Annotated in this window: 21 protein-coding genes and 1 pseudogene; 10 read left to right on the top strand and 12 right to left on the bottom strand. The window is 58.4% G+C overall.

Annotated features, from left to right (window positions below; translation table 11 throughout):
• Nucleotides 1–24 precede the first annotated feature (24 nt).
• Together nodC and nodB are read right to left on the bottom strand one after the other, a co-directional pair.
• Entirely contained in the window at nucleotides 25–1,365 is a 1,341-nt protein-coding gene (gene nodC / locus AB4Y32_RS33920) for a chitooligosaccharide synthase NodC (RefSeq protein WP_368725492.1), read from the bottom strand.
• 460 nt (nucleotides 1,366–1,825) lie between these two features.
• Nucleotides 1,826–2,458 (bottom strand): chitooligosaccharide deacetylase NodB, encoded by a 633-nt coding sequence (gene nodB / locus AB4Y32_RS33925; RefSeq protein ID WP_342944290.1) that lies wholly within the window; start codon nucleotides 2,456–2,458, stop codon nucleotides 1,826–1,828.
• A 280-nt stretch (nucleotides 2,459–2,738) separates the two neighbouring features.
• Here nodB and AB4Y32_RS33930 point away from each other — a divergent pair, with 280 nt between their 5' ends.
• The gene (locus tag AB4Y32_RS33930; RefSeq protein ID WP_368725493.1) at nucleotides 2,739–3,653 is read left to right on the top strand and encodes a LysR family transcriptional regulator; all 915 of its coding nucleotides are present in this window, start codon (nucleotides 2,739–2,741) and stop codon (nucleotides 3,651–3,653) included.
• Between the two features lie 11 nt (nucleotides 3,654–3,664).
• On the opposite strand, the gene AB4Y32_RS33935 is transcribed toward AB4Y32_RS33930, so the two are convergent.
• Genes AB4Y32_RS33935 through AB4Y32_RS33945 form a run of 3 tightly spaced genes read right to left on the bottom strand, consistent with a single transcriptional unit; the run spans nucleotide 3,665 to nucleotide 6,915 of the window.
• Entirely contained in the window at nucleotides 3,665–4,957 is a 1,293-nt protein-coding gene (locus AB4Y32_RS33935) for an acetyl-CoA carboxylase biotin carboxylase subunit family protein (RefSeq protein ID WP_368725494.1), read from the bottom strand.
• 12 nt (nucleotides 4,958–4,969) lie between these two features.
• Complete coding sequence (locus AB4Y32_RS33940) at nucleotides 4,970–6,205, bottom strand: ATP-grasp domain-containing protein (RefSeq protein ID WP_368725495.1); 1,236 nt, start codon at nucleotides 6,203–6,205, stop codon at nucleotides 4,970–4,972.
• Between the two features lie 11 nt (nucleotides 6,206–6,216).
• Nucleotides 6,217–6,915, bottom strand: a complete 699-nt coding sequence (locus tag AB4Y32_RS33945) for a hypothetical protein (RefSeq protein WP_342944294.1) — start codon at nucleotides 6,913–6,915, stop codon at nucleotides 6,217–6,219.
• A gap of 555 nt (nucleotides 6,916–7,470) precedes the next feature.
• On the opposite strand from AB4Y32_RS33945, the gene AB4Y32_RS33950 reads away from it, so the two are divergent.
• From AB4Y32_RS33950 to AB4Y32_RS33985, 8 genes and pseudogenes are all read left to right on the top strand, one after another.
• The gene (locus AB4Y32_RS33950; protein WP_342937501.1) at nucleotides 7,471–8,367 is read left to right on the top strand and encodes a LysR family transcriptional regulator; all 897 of its coding nucleotides are present in this window, start codon (nucleotides 7,471–7,473) and stop codon (nucleotides 8,365–8,367) included.
• Nucleotides 8,368–9,133: 766 nt separating this feature from the next.
• Nucleotides 9,134–10,777 (top strand): nif-specific transcriptional activator NifA, encoded by a 1,644-nt coding sequence (gene nifA / locus AB4Y32_RS33955; protein WP_368725496.1) that lies wholly within the window; start codon nucleotides 9,134–9,136, stop codon nucleotides 10,775–10,777.
• Nucleotides 10,778–10,964: 187 nt separating this feature from the next.
• On the top strand, nucleotides 10,965–12,458 hold the full coding sequence (nifE, locus tag AB4Y32_RS33960; RefSeq protein ID WP_368725497.1) for a nitrogenase iron-molybdenum cofactor biosynthesis protein NifE: 1,494 nt from the start codon (nucleotides 10,965–10,967) through the stop codon (nucleotides 12,456–12,458).
• A gap of 21 nt (nucleotides 12,459–12,479) precedes the next feature.
• Entirely contained in the window at nucleotides 12,480–13,841 is a 1,362-nt protein-coding gene (gene nifN, locus AB4Y32_RS33965; protein ID WP_368725498.1) for a nitrogenase iron-molybdenum cofactor biosynthesis protein NifN, read from the top strand.
• A 51-nt stretch (nucleotides 13,842–13,892) separates the two neighbouring features.
• Nucleotides 13,893–14,307, top strand: a pseudogene (gene nifX / locus AB4Y32_RS33970) (nitrogen fixation protein NifX).
• Nucleotides 14,308–14,379: 72 nt separating this feature from the next.
• A complete protein-coding gene (locus tag AB4Y32_RS33975) occupies nucleotides 14,380–14,598 on the top strand; it encodes a CCE_0567 family metalloprotein (protein WP_368725499.1) in 219 nt (72 codons plus the stop codon).
• Nucleotides 14,595–14,897, top strand: coding sequence for a ferredoxin III, nif-specific (gene fdxB, locus AB4Y32_RS33980; protein WP_342944298.1), 303 nt, complete (start codon nucleotides 14,595–14,597; stop codon nucleotides 14,895–14,897). The genes AB4Y32_RS33975 and fdxB overlap by 4 nt, the downstream gene beginning before the upstream one ends.
• Before the next feature lie 16 nt (nucleotides 14,898–14,913).
• Nucleotides 14,914–15,486, top strand: coding sequence for a nitrogen fixation protein NifQ (locus AB4Y32_RS33985; protein WP_368725505.1), 573 nt, complete (start codon nucleotides 14,914–14,916; stop codon nucleotides 15,484–15,486).
• Nucleotides 15,487–15,620: 134 nt separating this feature from the next.
• Here the strand turns inward: AB4Y32_RS33985 and AB4Y32_RS33990 are convergent, their stop codons facing one another.
• The 7 genes from AB4Y32_RS33990 to nifV form a co-directional block, all read right to left on the bottom strand.
• Entirely contained in the window at nucleotides 15,621–16,106 is a 486-nt protein-coding gene (locus AB4Y32_RS33990; RefSeq protein WP_342937507.1) for a hypothetical protein, read from the bottom strand.
• 74 nt (nucleotides 16,107–16,180) lie between these two features.
• Nucleotides 16,181–16,480 carry a ferredoxin family protein gene (locus AB4Y32_RS33995; RefSeq protein WP_342937508.1) on the bottom strand — a complete coding sequence of 100 codons (300 nt, stop codon included), beginning with the start codon at nucleotides 16,478–16,480 and terminating at the stop codon, nucleotides 16,181–16,183.
• Complete coding sequence (locus tag AB4Y32_RS34000; RefSeq protein WP_342937509.1) at nucleotides 16,477–17,787, bottom strand: FAD-dependent monooxygenase; 1,311 nt, start codon at nucleotides 17,785–17,787, stop codon at nucleotides 16,477–16,479. The genes AB4Y32_RS33995 and AB4Y32_RS34000 overlap by 4 nt, the downstream gene beginning before the upstream one ends.
• On the bottom strand, nucleotides 17,787–18,911 hold the full coding sequence (locus AB4Y32_RS34005; protein ID WP_368725500.1) for an electron transfer flavoprotein subunit alpha/FixB family protein: 1,125 nt from the start codon (nucleotides 18,909–18,911) through the stop codon (nucleotides 17,787–17,789). Before AB4Y32_RS34005 ends, AB4Y32_RS34000 begins: the two co-directional genes overlap by 1 nt.
• A complete protein-coding gene (locus AB4Y32_RS34010) occupies nucleotides 18,908–19,756 on the bottom strand; it encodes a nitrogen fixation protein FixA (protein WP_368725501.1) in 849 nt (282 codons plus the stop codon). The genes AB4Y32_RS34005 and AB4Y32_RS34010 overlap by 4 nt, the downstream gene beginning before the upstream one ends.
• Nucleotides 19,757–19,771: 15 nt before the next feature.
• Nucleotides 19,772–20,110, bottom strand: coding sequence for a nitrogenase stabilizing/protective protein NifW (gene nifW / locus AB4Y32_RS34015; RefSeq protein ID WP_368725502.1), 339 nt, complete (start codon nucleotides 20,108–20,110; stop codon nucleotides 19,772–19,774).
• A 35-nt stretch (nucleotides 20,111–20,145) separates the two neighbouring features.
• Nucleotides 20,146–21,282 (bottom strand): homocitrate synthase, encoded by a 1,137-nt coding sequence (nifV, locus tag AB4Y32_RS34020; RefSeq protein ID WP_342944300.1) that lies wholly within the window; start codon nucleotides 21,280–21,282, stop codon nucleotides 20,146–20,148.
• Between the two features lie 454 nt (nucleotides 21,283–21,736).
• On the opposite strand from nifV, the gene nifB reads away from it, so the two are divergent.
• On the top strand, nucleotides 21,737–23,344 hold the full coding sequence (gene nifB / locus AB4Y32_RS34025; RefSeq protein ID WP_368725503.1) for a nitrogenase cofactor biosynthesis protein NifB: 1,608 nt from the start codon (nucleotides 21,737–21,739) through the stop codon (nucleotides 23,342–23,344).
• Nucleotides 23,345–23,474 lie beyond the last annotated feature (130 nt).

A 23,474-nucleotide genomic window follows, 5' to 3' on the forward strand; every position in this document is an offset into this window, starting at 1 on the left:
TGATTTGCGCGCGAGATCTAAGCATTATTCACTACGGACTACATTGTTCGACGTTCTGAATGACGGTGGCTTGCACTGTCTGTCACACTGCGCATCCATACCCGTCGATGCATTAGGGTCTGTCGTCGCAGGGTGTCCAGGCGGATCGACGTATTCGCGACAGTCGTCGGCGGCAGACCCTCGGGAAAGCCAGTTGCTGTTACTCAGCGTACACAATGCGTAGGCTTTTACTGGAAGCAATAACAAAAGGTTGATAAATGTGTGCGCGGAAAATCCGAGAAATCGAAGTTCTCGAGACCGAACTGCGGCCACGGAACAGCGGATCATAGTCATTGAGGCTATTAGAAAGCATGCGTGCCAAGGTGCCGAGGCTGTCAGAACGATCTGCAAGAACCCGGCAAGCATTGAAACGGCAAGCAAAAGCGACCCTACGTTTTGCCCGATCACGTCCAGCGTAAGGTAACGATCAAGACGAGGCAGGAGGCGCAGCGCAAGCAGCGTGTCGCGATAAGTACTGCGCGCCCAACGTAGTTGTTGACGCAGATACGGCCACAACTTGTCTGGTACAACGGTAGCTGCGATCGCGTCTGGAACATATTCCGTTCGGTAACCAGCTGCCAGCATAAGAATTGTCAAATGACGATCTTCGCCAAAGTCACTGCGTTTTCCGCGAAACGTCTGAGTCTCGTACTGGTTCAGCAGCAAAAGAAGCGCGGATCGCCGATAGATGGCGCATGGACCGCAGCAGCACATAACGGCACCGAAACGGGCTTGAGCGGCACGCTCTTCGTTGCAGGCGAGCCAGTATTCCATATCGATCAGACGGGTCAACCATGTGTCGCTGCGATTGCTTGCTGTCAATTGACCCATGGCGGCCCCGATCGCCGTGTCGCTCATTGTTAGTACGAGTTTCTTCACGACGTCGGGCGCTAAGGTCGTATCTGAGTCGACGTTAAGTATCAGTTCCGCGGACGAAGAGCGGATCGCAGCGATTTGTGCCTTGCGTTTTCCTACGTTCCGGGGAAGGAGGACAAAATTGAATCTCGGATCGTGCTCGTACTCGTCGTACACCATTCTCAACGCGTCTCGATTGGCTGAACCGTCATCGACCACGTGGACTTTAACGGGGCCAGCATACTCCTGAGTCGCGATTGAAGCGAGGCATGCCCGCAGTGTGTCCGGGTTTTCGTTGAAGCACGGCACAATAACGTCGACGTCGGGCAGGGAGTTGCAGTTGGTCGAGTTACTTCTCGCCGGTGGCCCGCTAGCCGGCATGGCGTGTAGAACCTGCGCGCTTTTATAAATGGTCGAAAGTAGTGCGTACAATAAAATGGAGGTCGTGTTGATCGTGGCAGGGATGTTCATCGAGGTCAGTTTGCTAAGTGGCGTTAAGAAATGATCTGATTACAGGCCTGCCGTGATCCAGAGAATGAACAGGTGGAAAACGCCAAAGATCTGCTTGCGAAGTTCCTGTCGGTAGTGGGCAAGGGTGTCTCTCCAATCCGCCTAGATCCATGGATGATGTCTCGCTATGTCTTGGCGAGATCGCAGAATCTTGCGCTCTCTTGTCGCTCGGTTTCTCAGCTAGTGCACGGCCATGATAGCGAGCTGGCAAGTAATATATCCATCGGCCGATGCAGAAAGCTCGGTCAGTGATTCCTGTTTATTGCGTCAGGATTTCCTGATGCGTTCATATCGATTAATCCGTGTCGAAGCCGTTTACAAGCTGCTGCTCATGATTTGAGAAACCTCTTGTAATGAGGCGCACCAGCCTTGATAGATGGCGCCGGTTTTTGCGGGGGCTCATCGGTTCAGTTTGTCGACATCAAGGCAGTGAACTGATTACAAACCTGCGTTCCTTCAAAGCTGGAATCAGGCGCGACAGCGCCGTGACGGTCTGATCGCGCGATGTGGCGCGAGCATCCGGATACCACTCTCCAGGAGGGCTCCCATCGTGTAAAAGGACAATAGAGCCTGGCTGCACGGACGCCAGCACAGCGTGCACAATCGCGTCGACACCGGGGCGAGACCAATCTCGCGGGTCTATCGACCAGTGAAGTGCCGTCAGTCCCGCCTTTGCCGATTCGGCAATTACTTCTTTCGTCCATATTCCGTATGGCGCACGCACATACCGCACCGTTGCGGCAGGGCATGTCCGCTTGAATATCGCGTTCGCTTCCAATATCTCACGCCGTGTCTGTTCCGGTTCGCATTTTGAAAGATCCCGATGCGTCATCGTGTGATTGGCGATCTCGTGACCTTCAGCGATGATCCGTTCTATCAACTGTGGATGACTTGCCGCGTAGAAGCCAAGTACGCAGAACGTTGCCGGCACCTTGTGCTGCCCCAACACGTCAAGTATCTTTGGCGTCCATACTAGGTCTGGACCGTCATCGAAAGTAAGGTAAACCTGACGGGATTGGTGTTGGCGGTCGAAGTTGTCCGGCACTTCGGACACTAATCGAATCGGTTCGCACCCGTCTCGTTGTGGTATGTCATCCTTCATCTCTAAGTCATCGAGTATTCATGGTGGTGCGCAGAAAACGTCGCGGTGGTGAAAATCTGTCTATGACTCACAATTTGGGAATTTGCAAAAAACGGTCGGTCAGTAATTCGAAGAAAATCTTCGTGCGACCTCTTGCAGCTTTAGTCTTGATAGGCGTAACTTTGCGGGACGACAATTAATTTGTACAATCGATTGTTTCGATACGTCGCATCCACACAGCGAATACCTGAACATGCGCTTCAAAGGCCTCGATCTCAATCTTCTTGTTGCGCTGGATGCGCTGATGACGCAACGCAATCTGACTGTCGCGGCGCAGAACATCAATTTGAGTCAACCTGCCATGAGTGCCGCGGTCGGCAGGTTACGAGACTATTTTTCTGACGACCTGTTCGTGATGAGGGGCCGCGAGTTTGTTCCGACAGCTCGGGCGATGGAGCTCGCAGGCCCGGTTCGGGAAGCTCTGTCGCACATACAGCTTTCGATCATTTCGCGCGACGTCTTCCAACCGGCCAAATCGAATCGCCGTTTTAGGGTCTGCCTTTCTGATTTCATGACACTTGTCTATTTCCAGGATGTCGTAAAACGTGTCGCGCGCGAAGCTCCCTCAGTGAGTTTTGAACTGCTTTTTCCTGACGACGAGCCCGGCGAGTTGCTTCGTCGAGGTGACGCCGATTTTCTGATTTTGCCGGAGCTGTTGCTGGCAGATTCTCACCCCAAAGCGGCGCTCTTCGAGGAGAAGCTCGTATGTGTCGGATGTCCAACAAACAAACAGTTGTCGCGGCGGCTCCCGTTGGAGAAGTACATGTCGATGGGACACGTGACAGTGAGGTTCGGACGGGCGCGCAGGCCCTCGATCGAGGAGTTTTTCTTACTCGATCTCGGTCTCAAGAGGCGCGAAGAGGTTGTCGTGCCGACCTTTGATCTGGTTCCATCCATGCTATCGCGTACCAACCGTATAGCAACGATCCCTATGAGGCTGGCAAGGCATTTCGCCGAAGTGGTTCCCCTCCGGATCGTCCAGGTACCACTGCCCCTTTCCTCGTTCACTGAATCGATCCAATGGCCTGCGCTGCACAACGCTGACCCTGCAAGCATCTGGTTGCGCGAGCTGTTATTACAGGAGGCGCAAAGCCTTGTGGCTGGCTAGTATCGATGGCTTCACGGCGAATTCGGGCCGGGCCGAATTCCTTTTTCAAAGGTCGCGAGTGTCGCGACCTCCGCGAGGGTGAAGCGAAAATCCCGCAGCGTCGCGTGAATTGCCACGGCGATTTCGTGTTCTGATGCACCCCGGTAGCGAAAGCGCGCGAGGATCGTATCGTAGCCGCCAGCGCCGTCGAAGACATGATGTTGTTTTGGCAAGACGGTTTCATAGAGCGCCGCGATTCCTTGCGGCAATTGCGCATCGACGAACGCCTTGCCGACTGGCTCCGGTAGCATCAGGAATCCGCCGCGCGCGCGCAACGTCGATGCGGCGAACGCGGCTCGTGCTTGCTCCGCGAAACATGCCTCGTCACCTGACTGCTGCGCGACCCACAAGGCGAACAGGTCAATACCGTACAGATCGCGAAACAGGAAAGGGATCTCCCCCCCGCCCACGCGCGCACCGATCTCGAGGAAGTACAGGGCGCCGGGGCCTCGAATGATCTCAAGATGGAACGGTCCATTGACCAACGCGAGCGCGCGGAGGCTGGCATCTGCAAACGCGAGCAGTGCATCATTCAGCGGCCCGGGATCAAGCATTACGGAGCCGAGTGGTTTGCCCTGCGCGAACTCAAGGCAGGTGTTGATATAGCGTGACGCGCGCGCGATCACAAATGCACGGTCAACAACGAAGCCGTCAACGTGGTAAATCGTTCCTTCGATGTACTCCTCGCATTCGTACTCAACGAGCGGTAGAGTCGGCAACAGTGCATTGAACTGCGCCTCCGTGTCGACGCGCCGTACACCTACGCTTGCGGCACCGGTGCGCGGCTTTGCGATGAGCGGAAAACGCATTGTATTGATCGGCTCCGCATCGGGAGAGGTCAGATTTTCCAGCGCTGCAAAGCGCGGCACACGCAGGCCGGCTGCCGCGACGGCTTGCTTCATGACCGCTTTGTCGCGAAACCGGACGACTGCATCAGGCAGGTCACCAGGGATACTGAACGAATTGCGGAGCCGCGCGGCCGCCATCAGGTCGAATTCGGACAGCGCGACGAGCCTGTCGATGCCGCCCAGTGCCGAGCTGCAGGCGCGCACGGCCGCGTGCAGCGCATCTTCATCGCCGAAATCGGGTAGCTGTTCAATGTGAGTGATGCGCGACGCGCGCAGTGCTGCCGCAGCGTTTGGCGTGCAGACGTATGCCACGTCGTGCACGGCATGGTCGATATAGCGATGGTAGGCCGCGAAGTCGTCGGACCAACGATTAAGCACAACGATGCGTCTAGTGTTGGAAGACAGGCTGATTGTCATGTCGAGAAGTTTTCAGATATCGTCAAGGGTGCGATTAAATCTAAGAGCGCTTTGCGCCTCGGCGAGACGTAAATCAAGCGTCGGGCGATCGGCAGCGGTAAACAGCACATGTCCGGCCCGGCCGCGAAAATCCATCAGTTGTGGCACGGCACCGCCGATGTCGGGATGGACCTCGATCTCCTCGAAGCCAGGCATTGCGCGCACCCGTTCGACCGCGGCGGCGCTGGAGAAGCGGCCCGTTACAGGCGCGAGGAACCGCACACCGCTCGCGCACGTCGTAACCTCTGTGTCGTAGCCGGGCGCCGGATTGGTGTCGCCGAGATGGCTGCGTATCATCACTTCCGGCAACGAGAGTGACTTGCTGAGTTCAACCAGACGGTAGATGCGGTCTCCTCCGAGCCGCGCGGCGATCTCGATGAGCACCGGACCGTCGCGTGTGATGCGGGCCTCCGCATGGAAGACGCCGAGTGTAAGGCCCATTCGTGCTGTGATTTCTTCGACGTATGCGACCAGCGCCGCTCGGTGCTCTGGCCTCAGCGCTGCTTCAACCGTGTGTCCCATCTCGACGAAATACGGCTCGGCGCTCAGCAGCTTTTCGGTTACAGCGACAACACGCGGCCCGCGCCCGTCGATGTAACCTTCAATGCTGTACTCCGGACCCTTGAGATATTGCTCAAGCAGCAAAACGTTGCCAATCTTGCGGCCCATGTCTACAACGCCTTGGTGTATGGCGCGCTCGACCGCGAACTGCAGCTCGGCAAGCGAGTTGACGCGCGTCACCAGTTGGCTACCGCAGCCGTCCACAGGCTTGAGAACGGCTGGGAAGCCGACCTGCGAGGCGGCCGTCGTGATGTCGCGGGGATCTGCGATTTGAGCGAACTGTGGCACCGCCACTCCCATAGTTGCGAGGTGCAAGCGGCTGTGGTACTTGTCTTGAGTTAGCGCTGCCGCTTCAGGCGGCAAATGGGGAAGACCGAGCCGGGCCGCCGCTTGCGCGGCTACGCCGACTGTGTATTCGAACCCGGGCACGATTGCGTCGACGCGCATGGCGCGCGCCGTTGCGGCGACCGCGTCTGGGGAAGCGGTGTCGACCACGGTGACCGATGCGGCGGCGTTGCGAAGTGCAGGCAGAACGACGCGCTCGTCACGGTTGGCCGAAAACACATGCGCGGCGACACCGAGGCGCGCAGCAGCGGCGATAAGCGACGCGCCCGACGACGCCGGTTCAATTACGATGACGGCGGTCACGCGGATGCTCCTTATGTGGCAACCGGTTCAGCTTGAGGCACTGTTGTCACAAGCAATTCGTCGAAGTATTCGTGGATCAGTTCGACGAAGTGGCACAGATAGGTCTCCGCTTTTTCCGTTCCGCCCCAGTTGTCGATTGCCCGCTGCAGGGCGACCCACATCCGCTCATTGTGATCGCGCGATTCGTCGTAGTGAATGTGGCCGAGCGAACCCCTCACATAATCGTGTCCGAACGCGCGCGCCGCAGCTTCAGTGATGACCTTGTTGTAGCGATCCGAATACCATTCGACGAACCAATTCCACACCATCGTCGGCAGCGGCCCGTCGCGGCCGATGCTCAGATAGAGGTAGCCAATTAATTTGTCGGTGCTGTGAAAGGGCGCGGTGCGATCGACGTCGGCTGCGGAAAGGCCGAATTTCTCGATGTCACGTAAGAATAGCCCATCGTGCCCGTATTCTTCTGCGAGGTATCGCGCGAGAAACTGCGCGAGCACGTTGTCCTTGTAGCTGATTTTGTAAAGTGCGAATGCGTCGACTTCGTTGTTGAGCCGGATTCGCAACACGGTTTCGACGAGATGCCGGCGATAGTATTCACTGTCGATCCAATCTCCACGATGGAACGCAGCTGTTTCCGGCGAAGTGGCAAAAATCTGCTTCATCGCCTGCTCAGCGACTTGCTCTAGATGAACGCGATCGTTGCTTGTTGACATATAACCTCCAAGTAAAATAGAAAAACAAGAACGGAGAAAACAGCGCTGTGGCCACTCTTTATTCGCTGGCTGGAAGAGCCAAAAGACACCGGGTGATTTTTGAGCAACGCAATATGTACCTCGGGACTTATGAGGCTTCTTGTTCTCCGGAGTTGCGCAGGCCGCAGTCGTTGTGTGGTGAGACGCAAGACTTTCAAATGCTTCTCAATGATGTTTGATTAGATTAGAACCGACTTGCCCGGGTCTTCCTGCTAGTAGCTCGGCAACACGCAGAACTCCTTCCAGATTGGCGGCGCATACCCGCAGCCACGTTGTGCGAATCGTGCCGTATGCCCTAATGAATGGCAATGGTGCAGTCTTTGGCCGACCCCTGCGGGCGGACGTGGCAGCGCACATCGGCGCGATTGGGCGCGAGCCCGAAGTGGTCGCTCTCGACTTGTTTTGCGTTCAAATTCTCGCTCGCGCATGTTCTCTGCGTGAGTGACGGAAGGATATTAACCCCAGGTGTATGCGTGGTATAAGCTGATAATCTTTATGTCTGCATGAGGGAAATTGATGATTCGCGATCTCGACAGCGCGCTGCTGCGTACGTTCGTGACGGTGATTGAGGCCGGCAGCGTGAGCAACGCTGCAATGGCACTTCATCGCACCCAGGCTGCCGTCAGCATGGCTCTTCGTCGTCTTGAAGACGAAGTCGGCCAACGCCTGCTCGAACGTTCGCCGCGCGGCGTGAAGCCGACTTCGGCGGGCAGTGTGCTGCTACCGTATGCGCACAAGTTGCTCGAAATTGGGCTTGCCGCCCGCTCCGCACTCAATGCAGGCGACGTTTCAGGTACCGTCAGGATTGGCATTCTGGAAGACGTCGCAATGAGTCACCTCCGCCATGCACTCAGGCAGTTCTCGGCATCGTTTCCTGACGTCGCACTGGAGATCGTCGTCGACGCCAGCCCTGCGTTATCCCAGCGGCTCGCAAGCAACACGCTGGATTTTGCGATTGGCGATCCTGCGCTGATTCACGTCGAGCCGCTCGTTACCTGGCGGCATCCGCTTCGCTGGGCCGTCGCACGCACGCGAAACGCTGACCTGCGAGGTGGACCCCTTCCTATCGTTGCATTCGGCGGAGCATGTCGATGGCAGGAGAACTTCTTTGCGACATTGCTTGAAGCCGGCATCGCGTGGCGCGTCGCGTGCACGAGCACCAGTTTGTCCGCAATCCAGTCGGCCGTTGAGGCCGGGCTCGGTATTGCCCTGCTTCTCGATTGGCATGTGCGCCGCGATACGATGCGGGCAATCGATCCGTGTTCTGCCGGGCTGCCTATACCACCTGTCGCGGAGTTCGGCCTGTTTAGTCCCGCGAATGCACACGACAGCACGTCCGCAGCAGCGGCTCTGCAGCGCTTCCTCTTTCGCGCGTTGCAATTGGGATCTACAGACGACGGCGCACTCAACTAAGGGCGTACCGGCATGCCGCTACGCAGGCTTCCATGTTATCCGCGTCTTCCGGCGGGCTGCGTCGGACGGGGCAAGCTTTCGACGTATCAGAACTCGCGGTATATGCGCGAGACAAATGCGCCGGGCTGCCACCGTCCAGGCGCAGGGGGAATCTCTGGGGGCAACGGCGATATTCCAGCAAGCCGGTGAATGAAGCTTGACAAATGTCATTGAAAAATCTAGTCGGAGATGCAATCAGATTTCCTTCCCTCAAGCAGGTCGTTCGTGTTATTCGTGCATTCGAACAGTAAGCGGATGCTCGATTGGTCGATTCATACGCTCAAGGCCGACTGCCTGCCGGGCGCAGTGCTTGAGAGATGACCTGTTGCAGAAGAAATGAGCGAGGCGAGGCGTAGTTCTCGTAACATGGCGTCACACTCGTATGTCGTGTTCCGGCTAAACATGGCCCCCGTCCAGTTTGTATCGAGCTTCGGTGCAAGTTAATAAGCAAGCCTCATAAGTTGCCCGATGCTGAAGACGACGTGAATTTGTAGTAAAACCTCCAATTTTTTCCGTTAGTATCCTAGGCGCGCATACAGGCACGTTGTTGTGGTTGTCGCCCCTATTCGATATCGCAGTTGCGACTTTGTCCGTTTTGTCGGCGTCATCGACACGCGCTTAGTTGTGGCGTGCAAATTTGTCATCGCCGACGCGAGCACAGTATCGACTTTTTTGTCGAGCCGTGTTTCCGGCGGCGCTTGGCGCGCTAGCGCCGGAGTTCAAATCGATGCCGCATTTTCATGTCAACGAGAGACCTCGAGATTTCGATGTAGTGTACGAAGTAGTAAAGACGCTAGTCTCGTCCCGTGATGCCGAGCGGACGTTGGACAGGTCGCTGCGTTATCTGTCATATGCGCTCGGATGGCGCTCCGCGTTCATCGCCGTCAGGGAACCGAATGGACATCTGTGCAGTTTGTGCAGCACTGGGTTGTCAGAGGGATGGCGCGACAGTGCGCGATTCTTGTCTGGAGAAGGGATCGTAGGACGGTTGCACTCGAGCGACGCGGCAGTGGTTGTGCCTGAGCTGAATGAAGAACCGCTTTTCGCGGACGACATCGGAGCCTTCGGTGTATCGGAAGGTGAACATGTCGCTCTGCTCGGGACTCCGATCCGGCACGAAGGGCGGCCGCTCGGCGTGCTTGTGGCTTTTTGCGAGAATGCGGACGGCAAACGCATTTTCGGCGATGACCTTCAGCTTATGAAGATTGTAGCGGCGCCGATGGCACAGGCGCTGCTGCTTCATCGTGACGAGAAGCCCATGCGCGACGGCGCAGAGCCGGTCAGGCGCCCGCGTAAGGAAACCATTCGTGCATATCAGCTCGATAACACGATCGGTGCGTCGACGGCGATGCAGCAGGTTTTTGCGCAGGTCCATCAAGTGGCGCCGTCGAGAACGACGGTGCTGTTGCGCGGCGAGAGCGGTACGGGCAAGGAATTGATCGCGCGTTCAATCTGTCGTCTATCCCCGCGCAAGGAGCAGCCATTCATCGCGGTGAATTGCGCGGCGCTCACGGAAACGCTGCTCGAAAGCGAGTTGTTCGGCCACGAGAAGGGCGCGTTCACTGGGGCGCAATCTCAACGCAAGGGGCGTTTCGAGCTAGCGCACGGCGGGACACTTTTCCTCGACGAAATCGGCGATATCTCTCCGTCCTTCCAGGCCAAGCTCTTGCGCGTTTTGCAAGAGCGGGAGTTCGAACGGGTAGGTGGCGCGACGCCGGTAAGAGTCGACGTAAGGCTGATTGTTGCGACGAATCGCAATCTGGAACGAATGGTGAGGGACGGGGAGTTCCGCGCGGATCTGTATTATCGCATCAACGTGGTAAGTATTCTTTTGCCGCCGCTGCGCGAGCGTCGCGAAGACATTCCGGCAATGGCGCAGTATTTCCTCGATCGTTTCAATCGCGAGAACGGTCGTTCACTGCGCTTCAGCGACGAAGCATTGCGCGTGCTGTCGAGCTGTTACTGGCCCGGCAACGTGCGCGAACTCGAGAACTGTGTTGAGCGCACTGCGACGATGACACACCATCAGATCATAGATCGCCTTTGCTTCCTCTGCGAGATCGACCAGTGCCTGACGAAGGTATTGCATCACATCGAGCGTGAAGATGCTGTGCGTCCCGGTCCCCCGTCGGAGCTTGCTGCGAGCGAAGCGTCGAACGCGCTCGCAAGCGGCCACGCCGCCGATCTTAACGGCGGCCGGTTCGACGTCCCTCGCGGCGACGGCAGGCCGGAGGGCGAGCGTGAGCGGCTCGTCTGGGCAATGGAGCGTTGTGGCTGGGTGCAGGCGAAAGCAGCACGGCTCCTAGGCATCACGCCGCGGCAGATCGGTTATGCGCTGCGCAAGCACGAGATCAAGGTACGTCGCTTCTGATAGACACAAGGCCCGCGAGTACATCTGCATTGCCGTGCAATGTCGCGATCCGTTCAACTCCGTCTGGATGATGCCAATGACGACAATTCCTGGTCCTGCACGGCGCCGCAATGGTGTCGCATGCGCTCTACATCGATGGTATGCAACTTGCCTGTCGTCGTGGACCGCAGATTGTCAGGAGTCGACGATGTTGTTCAAGACGAGGACTGCCGAAGTGTTCGAGGAGCCAGGTTGCGCGAAGAACCAGGCCAAGAGCGAGAAGGAGCGCAAGCAGGGCTGCGCGAAACAAGTCTCGCCGGGAGCGGCGGCTGGCGGGTGCGCGTTCGACGGCGCGAAGATCGCACTGCAGCCGGTTGTTGACGTTGCTCACCTCGTTCACGGCCCGATCGCATGCGAGGGGAACTCCTGGGATAACAGGCATGCGGCATCTTCCGGGTCGACGCTCTACCGCACAGGCTTCACGACTGACCTCAATGAACTCGATGTGATCTATGGTGGCGAGAGGCGGCTCTTCAGTAGTGTGCGCGAGATCATAGAAAAGTACGATCCGCCCGCCGTGTTTGTCTATCAGACGTGCGTGACCGCGCTCATCGGCGACGACATAGAAGCGGTTTGCAAACACGCATCCGAAAAGTTCGGGAAGCCCGTTATACCGGTGAATGCCCCCGGTTTCGCCGGATCGAAGAACGTGGGGAACAAACTTGGGGGCGAGGCGCTTCTCGATTACGTGATTGGCACTCGCGAACCGGCGTATACGACGCCTTGGGACATTAATATCATCGGCGAATATAACCTGTCGGGTGAACTGTGGCAGACGAAGCCGCTCTTCGATGCGCTGGGTATTCGTATATTGTCCTGCATTTCCGGCGACGGCCGGTACAGTGAGATAGCGAGTGCGCACCGCGCGAAGGTCAATATGGTGGTGTGCTCGAAGTCGATGATCAACGTCGCGACAAAGATGTGGCAGCGCTACGGCATTCCGTACTTTGAGGGCTCGTTCTACGGAATCGGCGATATGAGCGATGCGCTACGCCGGGTCGCGACGCTGCTGGTGCAGCAGGGCGCAGCCGAGGACCTGCTTGCGCGTACCGAGCGCTTGATTGCGGCAGAAGAGGCGCGTGCCTGGGCTCGCATTGCTCCGTACCGCGAGCGCCTCGATGGCAAGCGCGTGTTGCTGATTACGGGCGGTGTGAAGTCGTGGTCGGTTGTGGCGGCATTGCAGGAGGCGGGGCTCGAGATCGTCGGCACGAGTGTTAAGAAGAGCACGGATGGCGACAAGGACAGGATCAATGAGATCATGGGAGACGACGCGCGCATGGTCGAGAATATGACGGCACACGAAATGTACACGATGCTCTGCGACGCGAAGGCCGATATCATGCTGTCTGGTGGGCGCTCGCAGTTTGTCGCGCTGAAGGCGCGCACGCCATGGCTCGACGTCAACCAGGAACGCCATCATCCGTACGCCGGGTATGAGGGCATCGTCGCGCTAGTACGCGAAATCGACCGCGCGATCCATAACCCGGTCTGGGACCTGGTGCGTATTCCGGCGCCATGGGATGAAGAGGCTGAGAGGCTCGGTACTGGTCTGCCGCAGTTCCCGGAGGACAGGACGCCAGCGTTGCGGCGCGCAAGCGTGCAGGATTGCTCGACTGGCGTTCGCCCGAGCGTCACAGCCTGAGCGCAGCGTGGAGCGAACAACATGGCTATAGTCGTTGAGTCAAAGAAAGCTTGCACGGTCAATCCGCTGAAAATGAGCCAACCGCTTGGCGCGAGCTATGCGGCCATGGGACTCGACGCGTGCATGCCAGTGATGCACGGCTCGCAGGGCTGCACGTCGTTCGGCCTCGTGCTGCTGGTGCGCCATTTCAGGGAGGCAATTCCGCTGCAGACAACAGCGATGAATGAAGTCACCACTATTCTCGGCGGATATGAAAATGTCGAGACGGCGCTGCTAAACATCCGTAGGCGCGCGGCGCCAAAAATCATCGTGCTCTGCTCGACGGGGCTCACCGAGACGAACGGGGAAGACATCGTGGGCCATCTCGCGACGGTGCGCAAACGCGAGCCCGAACTGAACGACACCGAACTCGTCTACGTTTCGACGCCGGATTACGTTGGCGCCTTTGAAGACGGCTACAGGCATGCTCTTAGCGCGATCGTGAAGACGCTGGTAAAGCCGCTGCCTACTGTGCACCGACAGGTCAATCTGCTACCCGGTAGTCATCTATCGCCGGGCGATATTGACGAACTGCGAGAGATCGTCAGCGCATTCGGGCTAGACCCGATCATACTTCCCGACGTCTCGCGTTCGCTCGACGGCCACGTTTCGCCTGTCTGGCGTGGTACCACGCTAGGCGGAACCACGCTCGATCAGATCCGGATGGCGGGTGGTTCGGTCTTTACAATCGGAGTTGGAGAGCAAACCCGCGAAGGTGCGCAGACGCTCGAGTCGATAGCTGGGACGCCGTTCGAAATTTTCGAGCGGCTCACCGGGCTCGAACCCAATGACCGGTTCTTGCAGCGCCTCGCGCAACTTTCGGGGCAGGCCGTTCCGGCAAAGTACCGCCGCCAGCGCAGCCAACTGCTCGATGCGATGCTCGACGGCCATTTTTACACCGGCGGTATCAAGGTGGCCGTGGGTGCAGAACCGGATTTGCTGCTCGCAATCGGTTCGCTGCTACAGGAAATGGGCGCGGAACTGTCGGTCTGCGTCAGCACGACCACATCGGCGTCGCATGCGCTACTTTCGGCGAGCAGGGTGGTGCTGGGTGACCTGGAGGACATGGAGCGAGCCGCGACCGGTTGCGATCTGCTCATCACCCATTCGCACGGCAGGCAGATGGCCGCGCGCCTTGACAAGCCACTCATGCGCGTAGGCTTTCCCGTGTTTGATCGCATCGGTAACGCACATCGTTGCCAGATCGGCTATCGAGGCACGATGAACCTTATTTTCGAAATAGCAAATCTGCTGACCGCACAGATTGCACACCGCCATCCAGCCGACTGGGCGTTGCCGCCATCGTCGATCGCAGTCGCCGTAGCAGCCCCAGCTATGAAATGACGGTGCTGGTGATTACAGCCAGCACTATGAACATTACTAGGAACCCATCGCATGAAAATTGCATTTGCCACGCAGGATAAGGTGCATGTCGACGCGCACTTTGGGTCGGCGAAGAACATTGTTACGTACGATGTAACGGCCGACAGTCATAAGTTCGTGGAAGCCTTTTATTTTGGTGACAATCTGGAGGAGGACGGCGACGAGGACAAGCTCGCGCAGAAGCTTGAAGTGATCCACGGCTGTGCGATCCTGTACGTCGCGGCTATTGGCGGTTCGGGCGCGGCGCGCGTGGTTGCGCTGAAGGTCCATCCGGTCAAGGTTTCGCAGCCGGAGCCGATCGAGGACATCCTGATTAAGCTGAGGGACGTCCTGAAGGGCACACCGCCACCGTGGCTGCGCAAGGCACTCACCAAAAATGCTGGCAGATCATACGATATTGGAGGATGACGAGATATTTGATCGCTAACTCAATCACCGACACGATTGCCGCGCTGGCGGCTCCGCGACGCCCGCAGTGGGTCGTGTGACAGGGGAGGACATGATGAATGACCCGCAAGAGCTGAAGGCGCGCCTGAAAAAGCTCAATGCATTGGCCGTGCAAGCCAAGATGGATCTGCATGACCTGTCGGAAGAACTGCCGACAGGTTGGGAGCAGATCCTGATCGTCGCCCAGCGCTGTCACGACGCGCATGCCGCACTGATGGACGCTCGCAAGACCGCAGCGGCGGTTCCGGGTGAACCCGGGAGGCTGACATGAACGATACCTTCAGCGTGAAGCTACCCGGTGGCGAAACCTGGACTCCGGCTTTTGTCTCCTCGCTCGACGAGGAAAAATGCATCGGCTGCGGGCGATGCTTTCGAGTGTGTTCTCGAGGTGTCCTTCAACTCGTTGGTGTAAGCGAGGACGGCGCCCTCATTCCGCTCGATGACGATGATGAAGAGGAGTACCAAAAGAAGGTCATGACAATTGCGCACCCACTGTTGTGTATCGGCTGCACGGCGTGTGCGAAGATCTGTCCAAAAAAGTGCTACAGGCACGCCCCGGCGCAGATTTGAGCGCGAGAGTATGACTATGGATTTCCATGCGACGCTGATGCGCCACGCGATAAACACTAACGACTGCACGGTCCTTGCACTCGCTGGAGTGCTTTCAGCGGCGTTCGAGGAAGCCGGCGTGCGCATACTGCCTATCCGCGGACTGAACGCCGACGAGACCCGCTGGCTACTTGCACGGTGGTTCCCAGGCGCGGACGATGCATTATCGCTGCCACAGGGTGCATTGGTTACGACCACCCCGCGGCGTGGCTCGCGTTACGACGAGGTCGAAGACCTCATAACCCTGTTCAAGGCGCATGCTGATCCGCGCGCAGGTACAACCAGCGAAGTCCATTGCATTTCCCATGCCTTGGCCTGCGCGTGTGTTCGGGACAAACACCTCTGGCAGGACTTGCGCCTTCCTTCGCGTCATGAATTGTCGGGGCTGCTCGGCTACTGGTTTCCACGGCTCGCTGAGAAAAACGTCCACGGCATGAAGTGGAAAAAATTCCTCCATAAGCAACTGTGCGAGCGAGAGGCGTTGTCTATCTGCAAGGCCCCGTACTGCGGCGACTGCGCGGATTTCGCGGATTGCTTCGGACCGGAATGAAGATTCTGGCTGCCCAAGTGAGCATGCGCCCGCGGGGAAGGTGTGCGATGACTGTCAGGTTCGACACTGACACTCAAACGCGCAGAAACTCGCAGGGAGACTGGCGGTAGCCGTGCCGAGGATGTACTACCAAATTATCGCGACCCGGACTGTGCCAGCAATGCTTCCACGACATCGAAACCGACGCAATCGGTAGGGTCCAGCTTGCGTAGCTTGGCGATCAGCTTCAGTGCAACGGCGCGGTTGCCGCGCCGCACGCTGATGAACGCCAGTGCCTTGAGCGTGAATAGCCAGAAGCGGCTAGGACCAGGAATGGTGAAGTCCGCATCGCCCGGTTGTACCGCACACCAGTTGCTGTCGATCGACGCTTGTCGGGCGGCGATCGTCAAAGCCTTGGTCGCGACCTCCTGCGCCTCGCCAAGTTCACCGCGGTTCGCATGGAACTTATACAGGAGATAGTAGGGGGGCAGGCAGCGCGGGTACGTCAGAACCGCGGTCCATAGCGCGGCGGCCACATCCTCATCGTCGCCGCCGCGAGCCGTGTCGATCAGCTTTAGCACGGCGGCGGGGACGTTGCCGCCGAAGAGGTCGGTCGATTCGATACCGGTAATGAGGTTCATCAACTTGCTCCGATGATGGGGGCTCCCCCCGCCTTCGCGAAGTTCGGGAGCCGATTTGATAACGATGTGTTTCTCTACCCGAACTTGAACAGGATGCCATGCCCGCCGCGGGGGTACGCCCATTCGAGGTTGTGGTGCTCTGTGCATAAAATGCGGCAACTGCCGCATTCCAGGCAGCCGTCGGTTATCAGCGTGACCGAGCCGTTGTTCTCCTTCCGATAACAGGACGCAGGGCACACGAAGGTGCAGCTTTTGTCGGCACAGTCGTTGGTGCAGACGTCAACGTTTTTGATATGGACGTGCGGCCGGCCTACGTCCACGCGGTAGCGGTTCTGAAACAGCTTTTCCTCGATGTTGACAGTGACCGTTTTCATCGGAAGGCCCTCCAGAATTTGTACGCGTCGCCGACGAGCCCGGTCAGCGAGCGGCTTTCGCGGAAACTGGCCATAACCTCGTGCTTCTTGGTCTTCTTGTCGACGCCATCCACGGTAATCATGGTGCGGGCCGCCTTGGCGACGAGATCAGGGTATGTCGTAAAGAACTGTGGATTGCGGTGCAGGATTTTCGGCATGTCGCGGTACTTGTATAAGTCTTTCATCACGAAGCTATCGTCGAGCGCGTCTTTATACGTGGCTAGTGCGTTAGCGCGGTAGCCGCGGCCAGCCGCTTTTGCGGCGATGGCGGCTTCGGCAGCGAGGCGTCCTGTTGTCATGGCGAGGTTGCAACCTTCGCGATGCGCGGCGTTGACGAAGCCGCCTGAGTCACCGACGATCATCCAGCCATTGCCGTACACTTGCGGTATCGCGTCGAAGCCCCCTTCGGGAATTAGATGAGCGCAGTACTCCTTCATCTCGCCCCCTGCAATGAGCGGCACGATTGACGGATGACGCTTCATTTTTTCGAGCAGCACATACGGGCTCATGCGGTTCGAGTTCTTTTTGAAATCACTCAGCATGCAGCCGACCCCAATGGTCAGCGACTCTTTGTTGGTGTAGAGGAAGCCCGTTCCCGCCATGCCTTCGGTGATCCTGCCAACCATCTCGATCACGACGCCTTCCTCATCGCCAACGTTAAAGCGCTGGCGAATGGTCTCCTCTGGCATGAAGAGAATCTCCTTCACAGCTAGCGCGACGTTGCTCGCCTCGATTTCGCTGTGAAAGCCTGCCTTGCGCGCGAGCGTTGAGTTGACCCCGTCCGCGAGAATCACAATGTCTGCATAGACCTCGCCCTGCTCCCGATCGCATTGCACGCCGACTACCTGATCTCCATCCATGATCAGGTGATTCACCGTGGTCTCGCAGATCAGCAATGCGCCGGCCTCGCGCACCTTCGATGAGAACCACTTGTCGAACTGCGCACGGATGATCGTGTAGCGGTTGTACGGTGGCTTGTTGTAGTCGTCGCTACGCACGTGAGTGCCCACGAAGGAAGTATCATCGAGCATCCACATGCGCTGCTCGATGATGTGGCGCTCGAGCGGAGCGTGGTCACGAAAGTCCGGAATGATCTGTTCTAGCGCGTTTGCGTAGAGAATCGCGCCTTGAACGTTTTTGCTGCCAGGATATTCGCCGCGCTCGATCTGAAGCACCTCCAGTCCGCCCTTGGCCATCACGTAAGCTGCGGCGTTGCCAGACGGTCCGGCACCAACGACGATCGCATCGAATCGTGAGGTTTTTTTCATCATGCTCTCCTTTTGCTACGCATCTGCTGCAGCTCCAGATGGTCCTTGCACGTGTGAGTCAGCGCCGGCAGCAGTTGCAGTGCGTCCGCGACGATGCCATAGTGCGCGTAGTCGAAAATCGGAGCGTTCGGATCGGTGTTGATCGCGACGATGACGTCAGAACTCTCCATGCCGACGCGGTGCTGGATCGCGCCCGAGATGCCCGCAGCGATGTAAAGTTTCGGCCGCACGGTTTTGCCTGTCTGCCCGACTTGCCGATCGGCCTCCACCCAGCCCGCCTGCACGCACGGACGGGTTGCTCCAACTTCGCCGCCGAGCACGCGTGCCAGATCGAACGCGAGCTGGAAATTCTCCGCGTTCTTTAGTCCCTTGCCGCCGCTAACTATGACGTCGGCGTAGGGCAGGTTGACCTGATTGCTTTTGTCATCGGCGATGAAGTCGAGCAATTTGGTCACAATGTCGGCCTCAACGATCCCAAGCGCCTCCTTCACGATCTCGCCGCCGCGCCCCGTTTGCGCCTGCGGCATCGCCATGACCCGCGGGCGCACCGTCGCCATCTGCGGACGGTATGCGAGCGTCATGATCGTACAAAGTAGCGAGCCGCCAAACGTCGGCCGCGTGGCCGCCAGCGCGCGCGAGGCTGGATCAATGTTTAACTCGGTGCAGTCGGCGGTGAGGCCGGTCGAGAGCGTCGTAGCCACAGAGCCGGCGAGATCTCGGCCCGTTGAGGTTGCACCGAGCAGCAGGATTTCAGGGCGGTACTTGTTGACCAGATCGGTCAGCCCTTTTGTAAACGGCTCATTGCGGTAACCGAGCAATACCGGATCGTGAATCACGTATGCCTTGTCCGCGCCGAAACTGAACGCCTGGGTTGCAAACTGTTCAAGTGGCTCGTCCGTACCGCCGAGCGCCGCCACGGCGACGTCGCTGCCGAGTTTGTCTGCGAGCTTGCGCGCCTCACCGAGCAGTTCCCACGACACGCTATGTACGTGACCCCGATCGTGCTCAAGAAAGACCCAGACACCTTGGTAGGCTTTTAGGTGCTCGGGCAGATCGAGGTTACGTCCTCCGGCCGGTTTGGCTGGCATGGCCGGCTTCTTGTTTGAGGCAGCGGGCGAGTTCATGAGTCCCTCTTCATCAGCACGTCCGCCTCCAGTGTCGGATGGCGAGTGAATATCTTATGCGTCAGGTTTAGCGACACTTCGTGGAAGCTGGACGCGCCGAGTTCGAGCATTTCAACCGTTTCAGCGCGCGGCGTCGGGCCGAACACTTTGCGGACCACGGTCGGTGAACCTTTCAGCCCGATCTTGCTCGCGTCATCAATGCCGGCCTGTTCGCGGTTCCATTTGCGCACTGGGAAGCCTGCCGCGTGGATCATTGCGGGCAGTGTTGCGAAGCGCAGTTCGTTAGTGTTCTCAAGCATCGTCACAAGACATGGCAATGCAGTTTTGAGTACCTGCACGCCCCCTTCGGCGCGACGCTCGACGACGATCGTGCGCGCGTCGAGGTCGATCTCGACGATTCTGGACACATAGGTGAGTAACTGGACGCCGAGGCGCTTGGCAATGCCGGGGCCAACCTGAGCGGTGTCGCCGTCGATCGTCTGTTTGCCGGTAAAGACGATGTCCACCGCCTGTTCTGTTGCAATCTGCCTGATAGCGGCGGCGAGCGCATACGATGTCGCGAGCGTATCGGCGCCAGCGAACGCACGATCGGTGACGAGCACGGCGTCGTCGGCGCCGTAGCTGATGCATTTACGGAGCGCGTCCTCAGCCTGTGGCGGTCCCATGCAGAGCATCGTGACCGCGCCGCCGAAGCGATCCTTTATCCGCAACGCTTCTTCCAGCGAGAACAGATCGTACGGGTTCACAATTGCCGGCACGCCTTGGCGCATGATGGTGTTGTTGACTGGATGAACCCGGATCTGCGCCGAATCCGGGACCTGCTTGATGCAGACGACAATATGCATTGAGGGTACTCCGGGTCAGGCGGCGCCGCGGGTGGGCAACGACGCGCACACCTTGTCAAGGGGGATGAGTCTCCGTCCGTCCGCTTCCTGGAAAACTTTGAATACCTTCTGCTCCGCAGGCGTGGACACAACAAAGTCGTTGTAGGCCTTCTGGAGCAGACTTCGGTAGACGTTGAGCACGCCCGTCGCATTGTCCCGCGGCAGTTCTTCCTGTTGCTCGATGTACTGGAAGAAGCGCTTAAGGATGTGCAGGCGGCTCACGTTCACCACCTTTTCATCAAATTCGATCTCGAAGAATCGCATGAAATCCTCGATCGATGAGAGGTGATGCAGTTGCTCGATAACTCTTTGCATATCGTTGCTCCTATTGGACACGTTTGGAAGCACACTCATGACGCCTTCACTCGCGTGCCGCGGGCCTGGGCCAGGAAGCGGTGCAAATCCCTTGCACTGGGCGCCTGCTTGTGTTGCACGGCGAAAGAACGAATGCGCGCAAGCAGCTGCGGGATGAGTCGCTCAGCGACCCTCACGCCTAAAGCGTCGTAGGCCTCGCGCACACTTTGAGATCCAGAATGTTTGCCGAGTATCATCGACCGTTGCCGGCCGAGCTCAGCTGGGTCCAATCCCTCGTAAGTGGTGGGATGCTTGGCCATGCCGTCGGTGTGTATGCCCGATTCGTGAGTAAAGACACCTCGACCGACGATGCTCTTGTTGAATGAAACCGTACGGCCTGACGCCTGTTCCACCAACGAGGAAATGTCGAGCAGCGCTCGCGTGTCGACGCCTGTGTCACGTCCCAGCAGGTGCCGCACGCCCATCACGATTTCTTCCAGCGCCGCATTGCCGGCCCGCTCACCCAAGCCGTTGACGGTGGTGTTCGCGTGCGTGGCGCCGGCCCCAAAAGCGGCGAGAGTGTTGGCTGTGGCAAGCCCAAGGTCATTGTGTGCATGAATTTCGATCTCGAGATCGACAGCATTGCGCAGCGCTGCAATGGCGTGGAAGGTCTTAAAGGGATCCAGCACACCCGCGGTATCCGCAAACCGCACTCGCTGCGCTCCATATTGCTGCGCGCAGCGAGCGACTTCTATGAGGAACGAGGGGTCCGCGCGCGAGGCGTCCTCCATGCCAAGAGAAATCTTAGAGTGATTTTTCGCTGCCTCCTCGACGATGCGTGCTATCTGTGCTAGTACCCAACCGCGCGACTGACGCAGCTTGTACTGCAAATGAATGTCCGAAACCGGAATGGAGAGGTGAACGATATCAGCACGGCAGCGCAATGCCGCAGCGAGATCCCCATCGGTGAGGCGGCCCCAAACCATCAGACTGGCGTCGAGCTTGAGATCGACAATGGCCTCGATGCACGCGATTTCGTCTTCGCCCATGGCCGGAACTCCGATTTCGAGTTCGGCCACGCCCGCACGCGACAGTGATGCGGCGATCGCGCATTTTTCCTCGGGGTGAAACGCGACACCGGCGGCCTGTTCCCCGTCCCGGAGTGTCGTATCGTTGATCATCGGTTTGAGCATTTCAACGGTCTATGGAATTGTTACCCAATGGCTTCGCAAGGCTCGTGCCAAGCAAGCATCACCGGTGACAGAGTGCTCTGCGTGGATTTCGACCGGCTATTCGTGTCGCCAATGTCATTTTCCTGACAGCGTTGCCGTTCATCAGGCGACTGCGAGCGGATTGAGCGCTGCATCGGTTCTTGATGCATCGTCGTCGTGGCTGTCATTAGAATAATTTGATATGCGAACTAATGCGCGGTCGAAACAGCGCAATTGTGATGGTGTCGCAACAGCGACACATTAGTCGGGTTTGTCGAATTTGAATGCCGGGCGCAACCCGAGAAACCTGATCGGCCCTACCACCGGGGTCTTACCAGTTCCAAGATTGAACGAGACCCCGAAGCGAATCGCGTTGGAGTGGCACGGATTTCGCTTTTGCCTAGCGCGGCCGCCGTCCGGTTGCGAGGAGATATCTATGGAAGATAGCGAGAACCACAGCATGCTGCCCTCGACCGCCTATATCGGCATCGGGCAGATAACGCGCTTGGGCTCCGCAGTCGAAGCGCTCGCCCCCCCGGGCGGCGGTTGTTGTTCACGCAGTGGTGGCGACGGTCAGTCTGGCCGCGGTTCGTCAGGCATCCCCCATGACCTGCCGACAGAGGTGTGGGAAAAGATAAAGAATCACCCCTGCTATTCAGAAGAGGCGCATCGTCATTATGCGCGGATGCATGTGGCGGTTGCCCCAGCGTGCAACATCCAATGCAACTACTGCAATCGCAAATATGACTGTTCGAACGAGTCCCGGCCTGGCGTCGTGTCGGAGAAGCTGACGCCGGAGCAAGCGGTAAAAAAGGTAGTGGCCGTCGCCGGCCGGATCCCGCAGCTGACCGTGCTTGGCATTGCAGGTCCCGGGGATTCGCTGGCTGATGCGAAAAAGACTTTTGACACCTTCCGTATGCTTCGCGAGCGGACTCCGGACATCAGGCTATGCCTGTCGACGAATGGACTCGCGTTGCCGGAGCTTGTCGATGAGATCTGCGAGCACAACATTGACCACGTAACCATCACCATCAACATGGTTGATCCCGCCATCGGCGAAAAGATATATCCGTGGATTTTCTGGGGCCACCGACGACTCACGGGCAAGGAGGCCGCGCGCATCTTGCACGAGCGGCAAATGCGAGGGCTCGAGATGCTGACTGCGCGTGGCGTACTTACGAAGATCAACTCGGTGTTAATTCCAGGCATCAACGACGAACACCTGATCGAGGTAAATCGCGAGGTGAAGAGGCGCGGTGCCTTTCTGCACAACATCATGCCGCTGATCTCCGAGCCAGAGCATGGCACGTATTTCGGCCTGCACGGACAGCGTGGTCCGACTGCGCGTGAGCTTAATACTGTGCAGGAGGCGTGCATGGGCGGCACGAACCTGATGCGCCATTGCCGGCAGTGCCGTGCCGACGCGGTGGGGCTTCTGGGCGAGGATCGTCGCGAGGAGTTCACGCTAGACAGGATCGACCACATGGAAGTCGACTATGACCTCGACGGTCGCCGCGAATATCAGCGTCGCCTGGAAGCCGAAGTCGATATGCAGCGCGGTGCGAAACAAGAGGCGCTTGCCTTCGCGCAGGCGAGCGCGGTGCAGGGCGACATGAAGGTTCTGATTGCCGTCGCGACGAAGGGGCGCGGCCGGGTGAACGCGCATTTCGGGCATGTCTCCGAATTCCAGATTTTCGAGGTTGGCGCTGCCGGAGCGTTCTTCGTCGGCCACCGCCGTGTGGACCTTTATTGCCAAGGCGGCTATGGCGACGACGAGGGCCTGCCCCGACTCATGCGCGCGATCAGCGATTGTCATGCTGTCTTGGTCGCAAAGATTGGCGCGTGTCCGCGCAAGGAACTATCGCGCGCGGGCGTCGAGCCGGTGGACCAGTACGCGGGCGAATTTATCGAAAAGGCGGCGCTTGCGTGGTTCGCCGACTATTGCAGCCGTGTAGCCGACGGCGTGATCGTGCACGCGCAACGTGGTGAAGCCACGATCCCGCAGGGCGCGTTGACGGCTGCGACCGCTGATGCCGCTGCTTGAGCGGCAGGCAGGATAGTCATGCCTGTCTCACCGGGCGTACACCGATCATCATTGCAAGGAGTGTCGCATGGCCCTGAAGATCATTGCGTCGACGTGCACCGGCTGCTCGGCCTGCGAGCCGCAGTGCCCC

It is taken from the genome of Paraburkholderia phymatum (genome assembly GCF_040965635.1).
Classification (GTDB): domain Bacteria; phylum Pseudomonadota; class Gammaproteobacteria; order Burkholderiales; family Burkholderiaceae; genus Paraburkholderia; species Paraburkholderia phymatum_B.

Bases quoted from the DNA above. Each gene is read 5' to 3' on its own strand.
- AB4Y32_RS33995 (WP_342937508.1), bottom strand. From the start codon at position 16,480: ATGAAAACGGTCACTGTCAACATCGAGGAAAAGCTGTTTCAGAACCGC.
- nifA (WP_368725496.1), top strand. From the start codon at position 9,134: ATGCCGCATTTTCATGTCAACGAGAGACCTCGAGATTTCGATGTAGTG.
- nifV (WP_342944300.1), bottom strand. From the start codon at position 21,282: ATGCTCAAACCGATGATCAACGATACGACACTCCGGGACGGGGAACAG.
- nifN (WP_368725498.1), top strand. From the start codon at position 12,480: ATGGCTATAGTCGTTGAGTCAAAGAAAGCTTGCACGGTCAATCCGCTG.
- nifW (WP_368725502.1), bottom strand. From the start codon at position 20,110: ATGCAAAGAGTTATCGAGCAACTGCATCACCTCTCATCGATCGAGGAT.
- nifE (WP_368725497.1), top strand. From the start codon at position 10,965: ATGTTGTTCAAGACGAGGACTGCCGAAGTGTTCGAGGAGCCAGGTTGC.
- AB4Y32_RS34005 (WP_368725500.1), bottom strand. From the start codon at position 18,911: ATGAACTCGCCCGCTGCCTCAAACAAGAAGCCGGCCATGCCAGCCAAA.
- fdxB (WP_342944298.1), top strand. From the start codon at position 14,595: ATGAACGATACCTTCAGCGTGAAGCTACCCGGTGGCGAAACCTGGACT.
- AB4Y32_RS33935 (WP_368725494.1), bottom strand. From the start codon at position 4,957: ATGACAATCAGCCTGTCTTCCAACACTAGACGCATCGTTGTGCTTAAT.
- AB4Y32_RS33990 (WP_342937507.1), bottom strand. From the start codon at position 16,106: ATGAACCTCATTACCGGTATCGAATCGACCGACCTCTTCGGCGGCAAC.
- nifB (WP_368725503.1), top strand. From the start codon at position 21,737: ATGGAAGATAGCGAGAACCACAGCATGCTGCCCTCGACCGCCTATATC.
- AB4Y32_RS34000 (WP_342937509.1), bottom strand. From the start codon at position 17,787: ATGAAAAAAACCTCACGATTCGATGCGATCGTCGTTGGTGCCGGACCG.
- AB4Y32_RS33930 (WP_368725493.1), top strand. From the start codon at position 2,739: ATGCGCTTCAAAGGCCTCGATCTCAATCTTCTTGTTGCGCTGGATGCG.
- AB4Y32_RS33985 (WP_368725505.1), top strand. From the start codon at position 14,914: ATGGATTTCCATGCGACGCTGATGCGCCACGCGATAAACACTAACGAC.
- AB4Y32_RS33945 (WP_342944294.1), bottom strand. From the start codon at position 6,915: ATGTCAACAAGCAACGATCGCGTTCATCTAGAGCAAGTCGCTGAGCAG.
- AB4Y32_RS34010 (WP_368725501.1), bottom strand. From the start codon at position 19,756: ATGCATATTGTCGTCTGCATCAAGCAGGTCCCGGATTCGGCGCAGATC.
- AB4Y32_RS33975 (WP_368725499.1), top strand. From the start codon at position 14,380: ATGATGAATGACCCGCAAGAGCTGAAGGCGCGCCTGAAAAAGCTCAAT.
- nodC (WP_368725492.1), bottom strand. From the start codon at position 1,365: ATGAACATCCCTGCCACGATCAACACGACCTCCATTTTATTGTACGCA.
- AB4Y32_RS33950 (WP_342937501.1), top strand. From the start codon at position 7,471: ATGATTCGCGATCTCGACAGCGCGCTGCTGCGTACGTTCGTGACGGTG.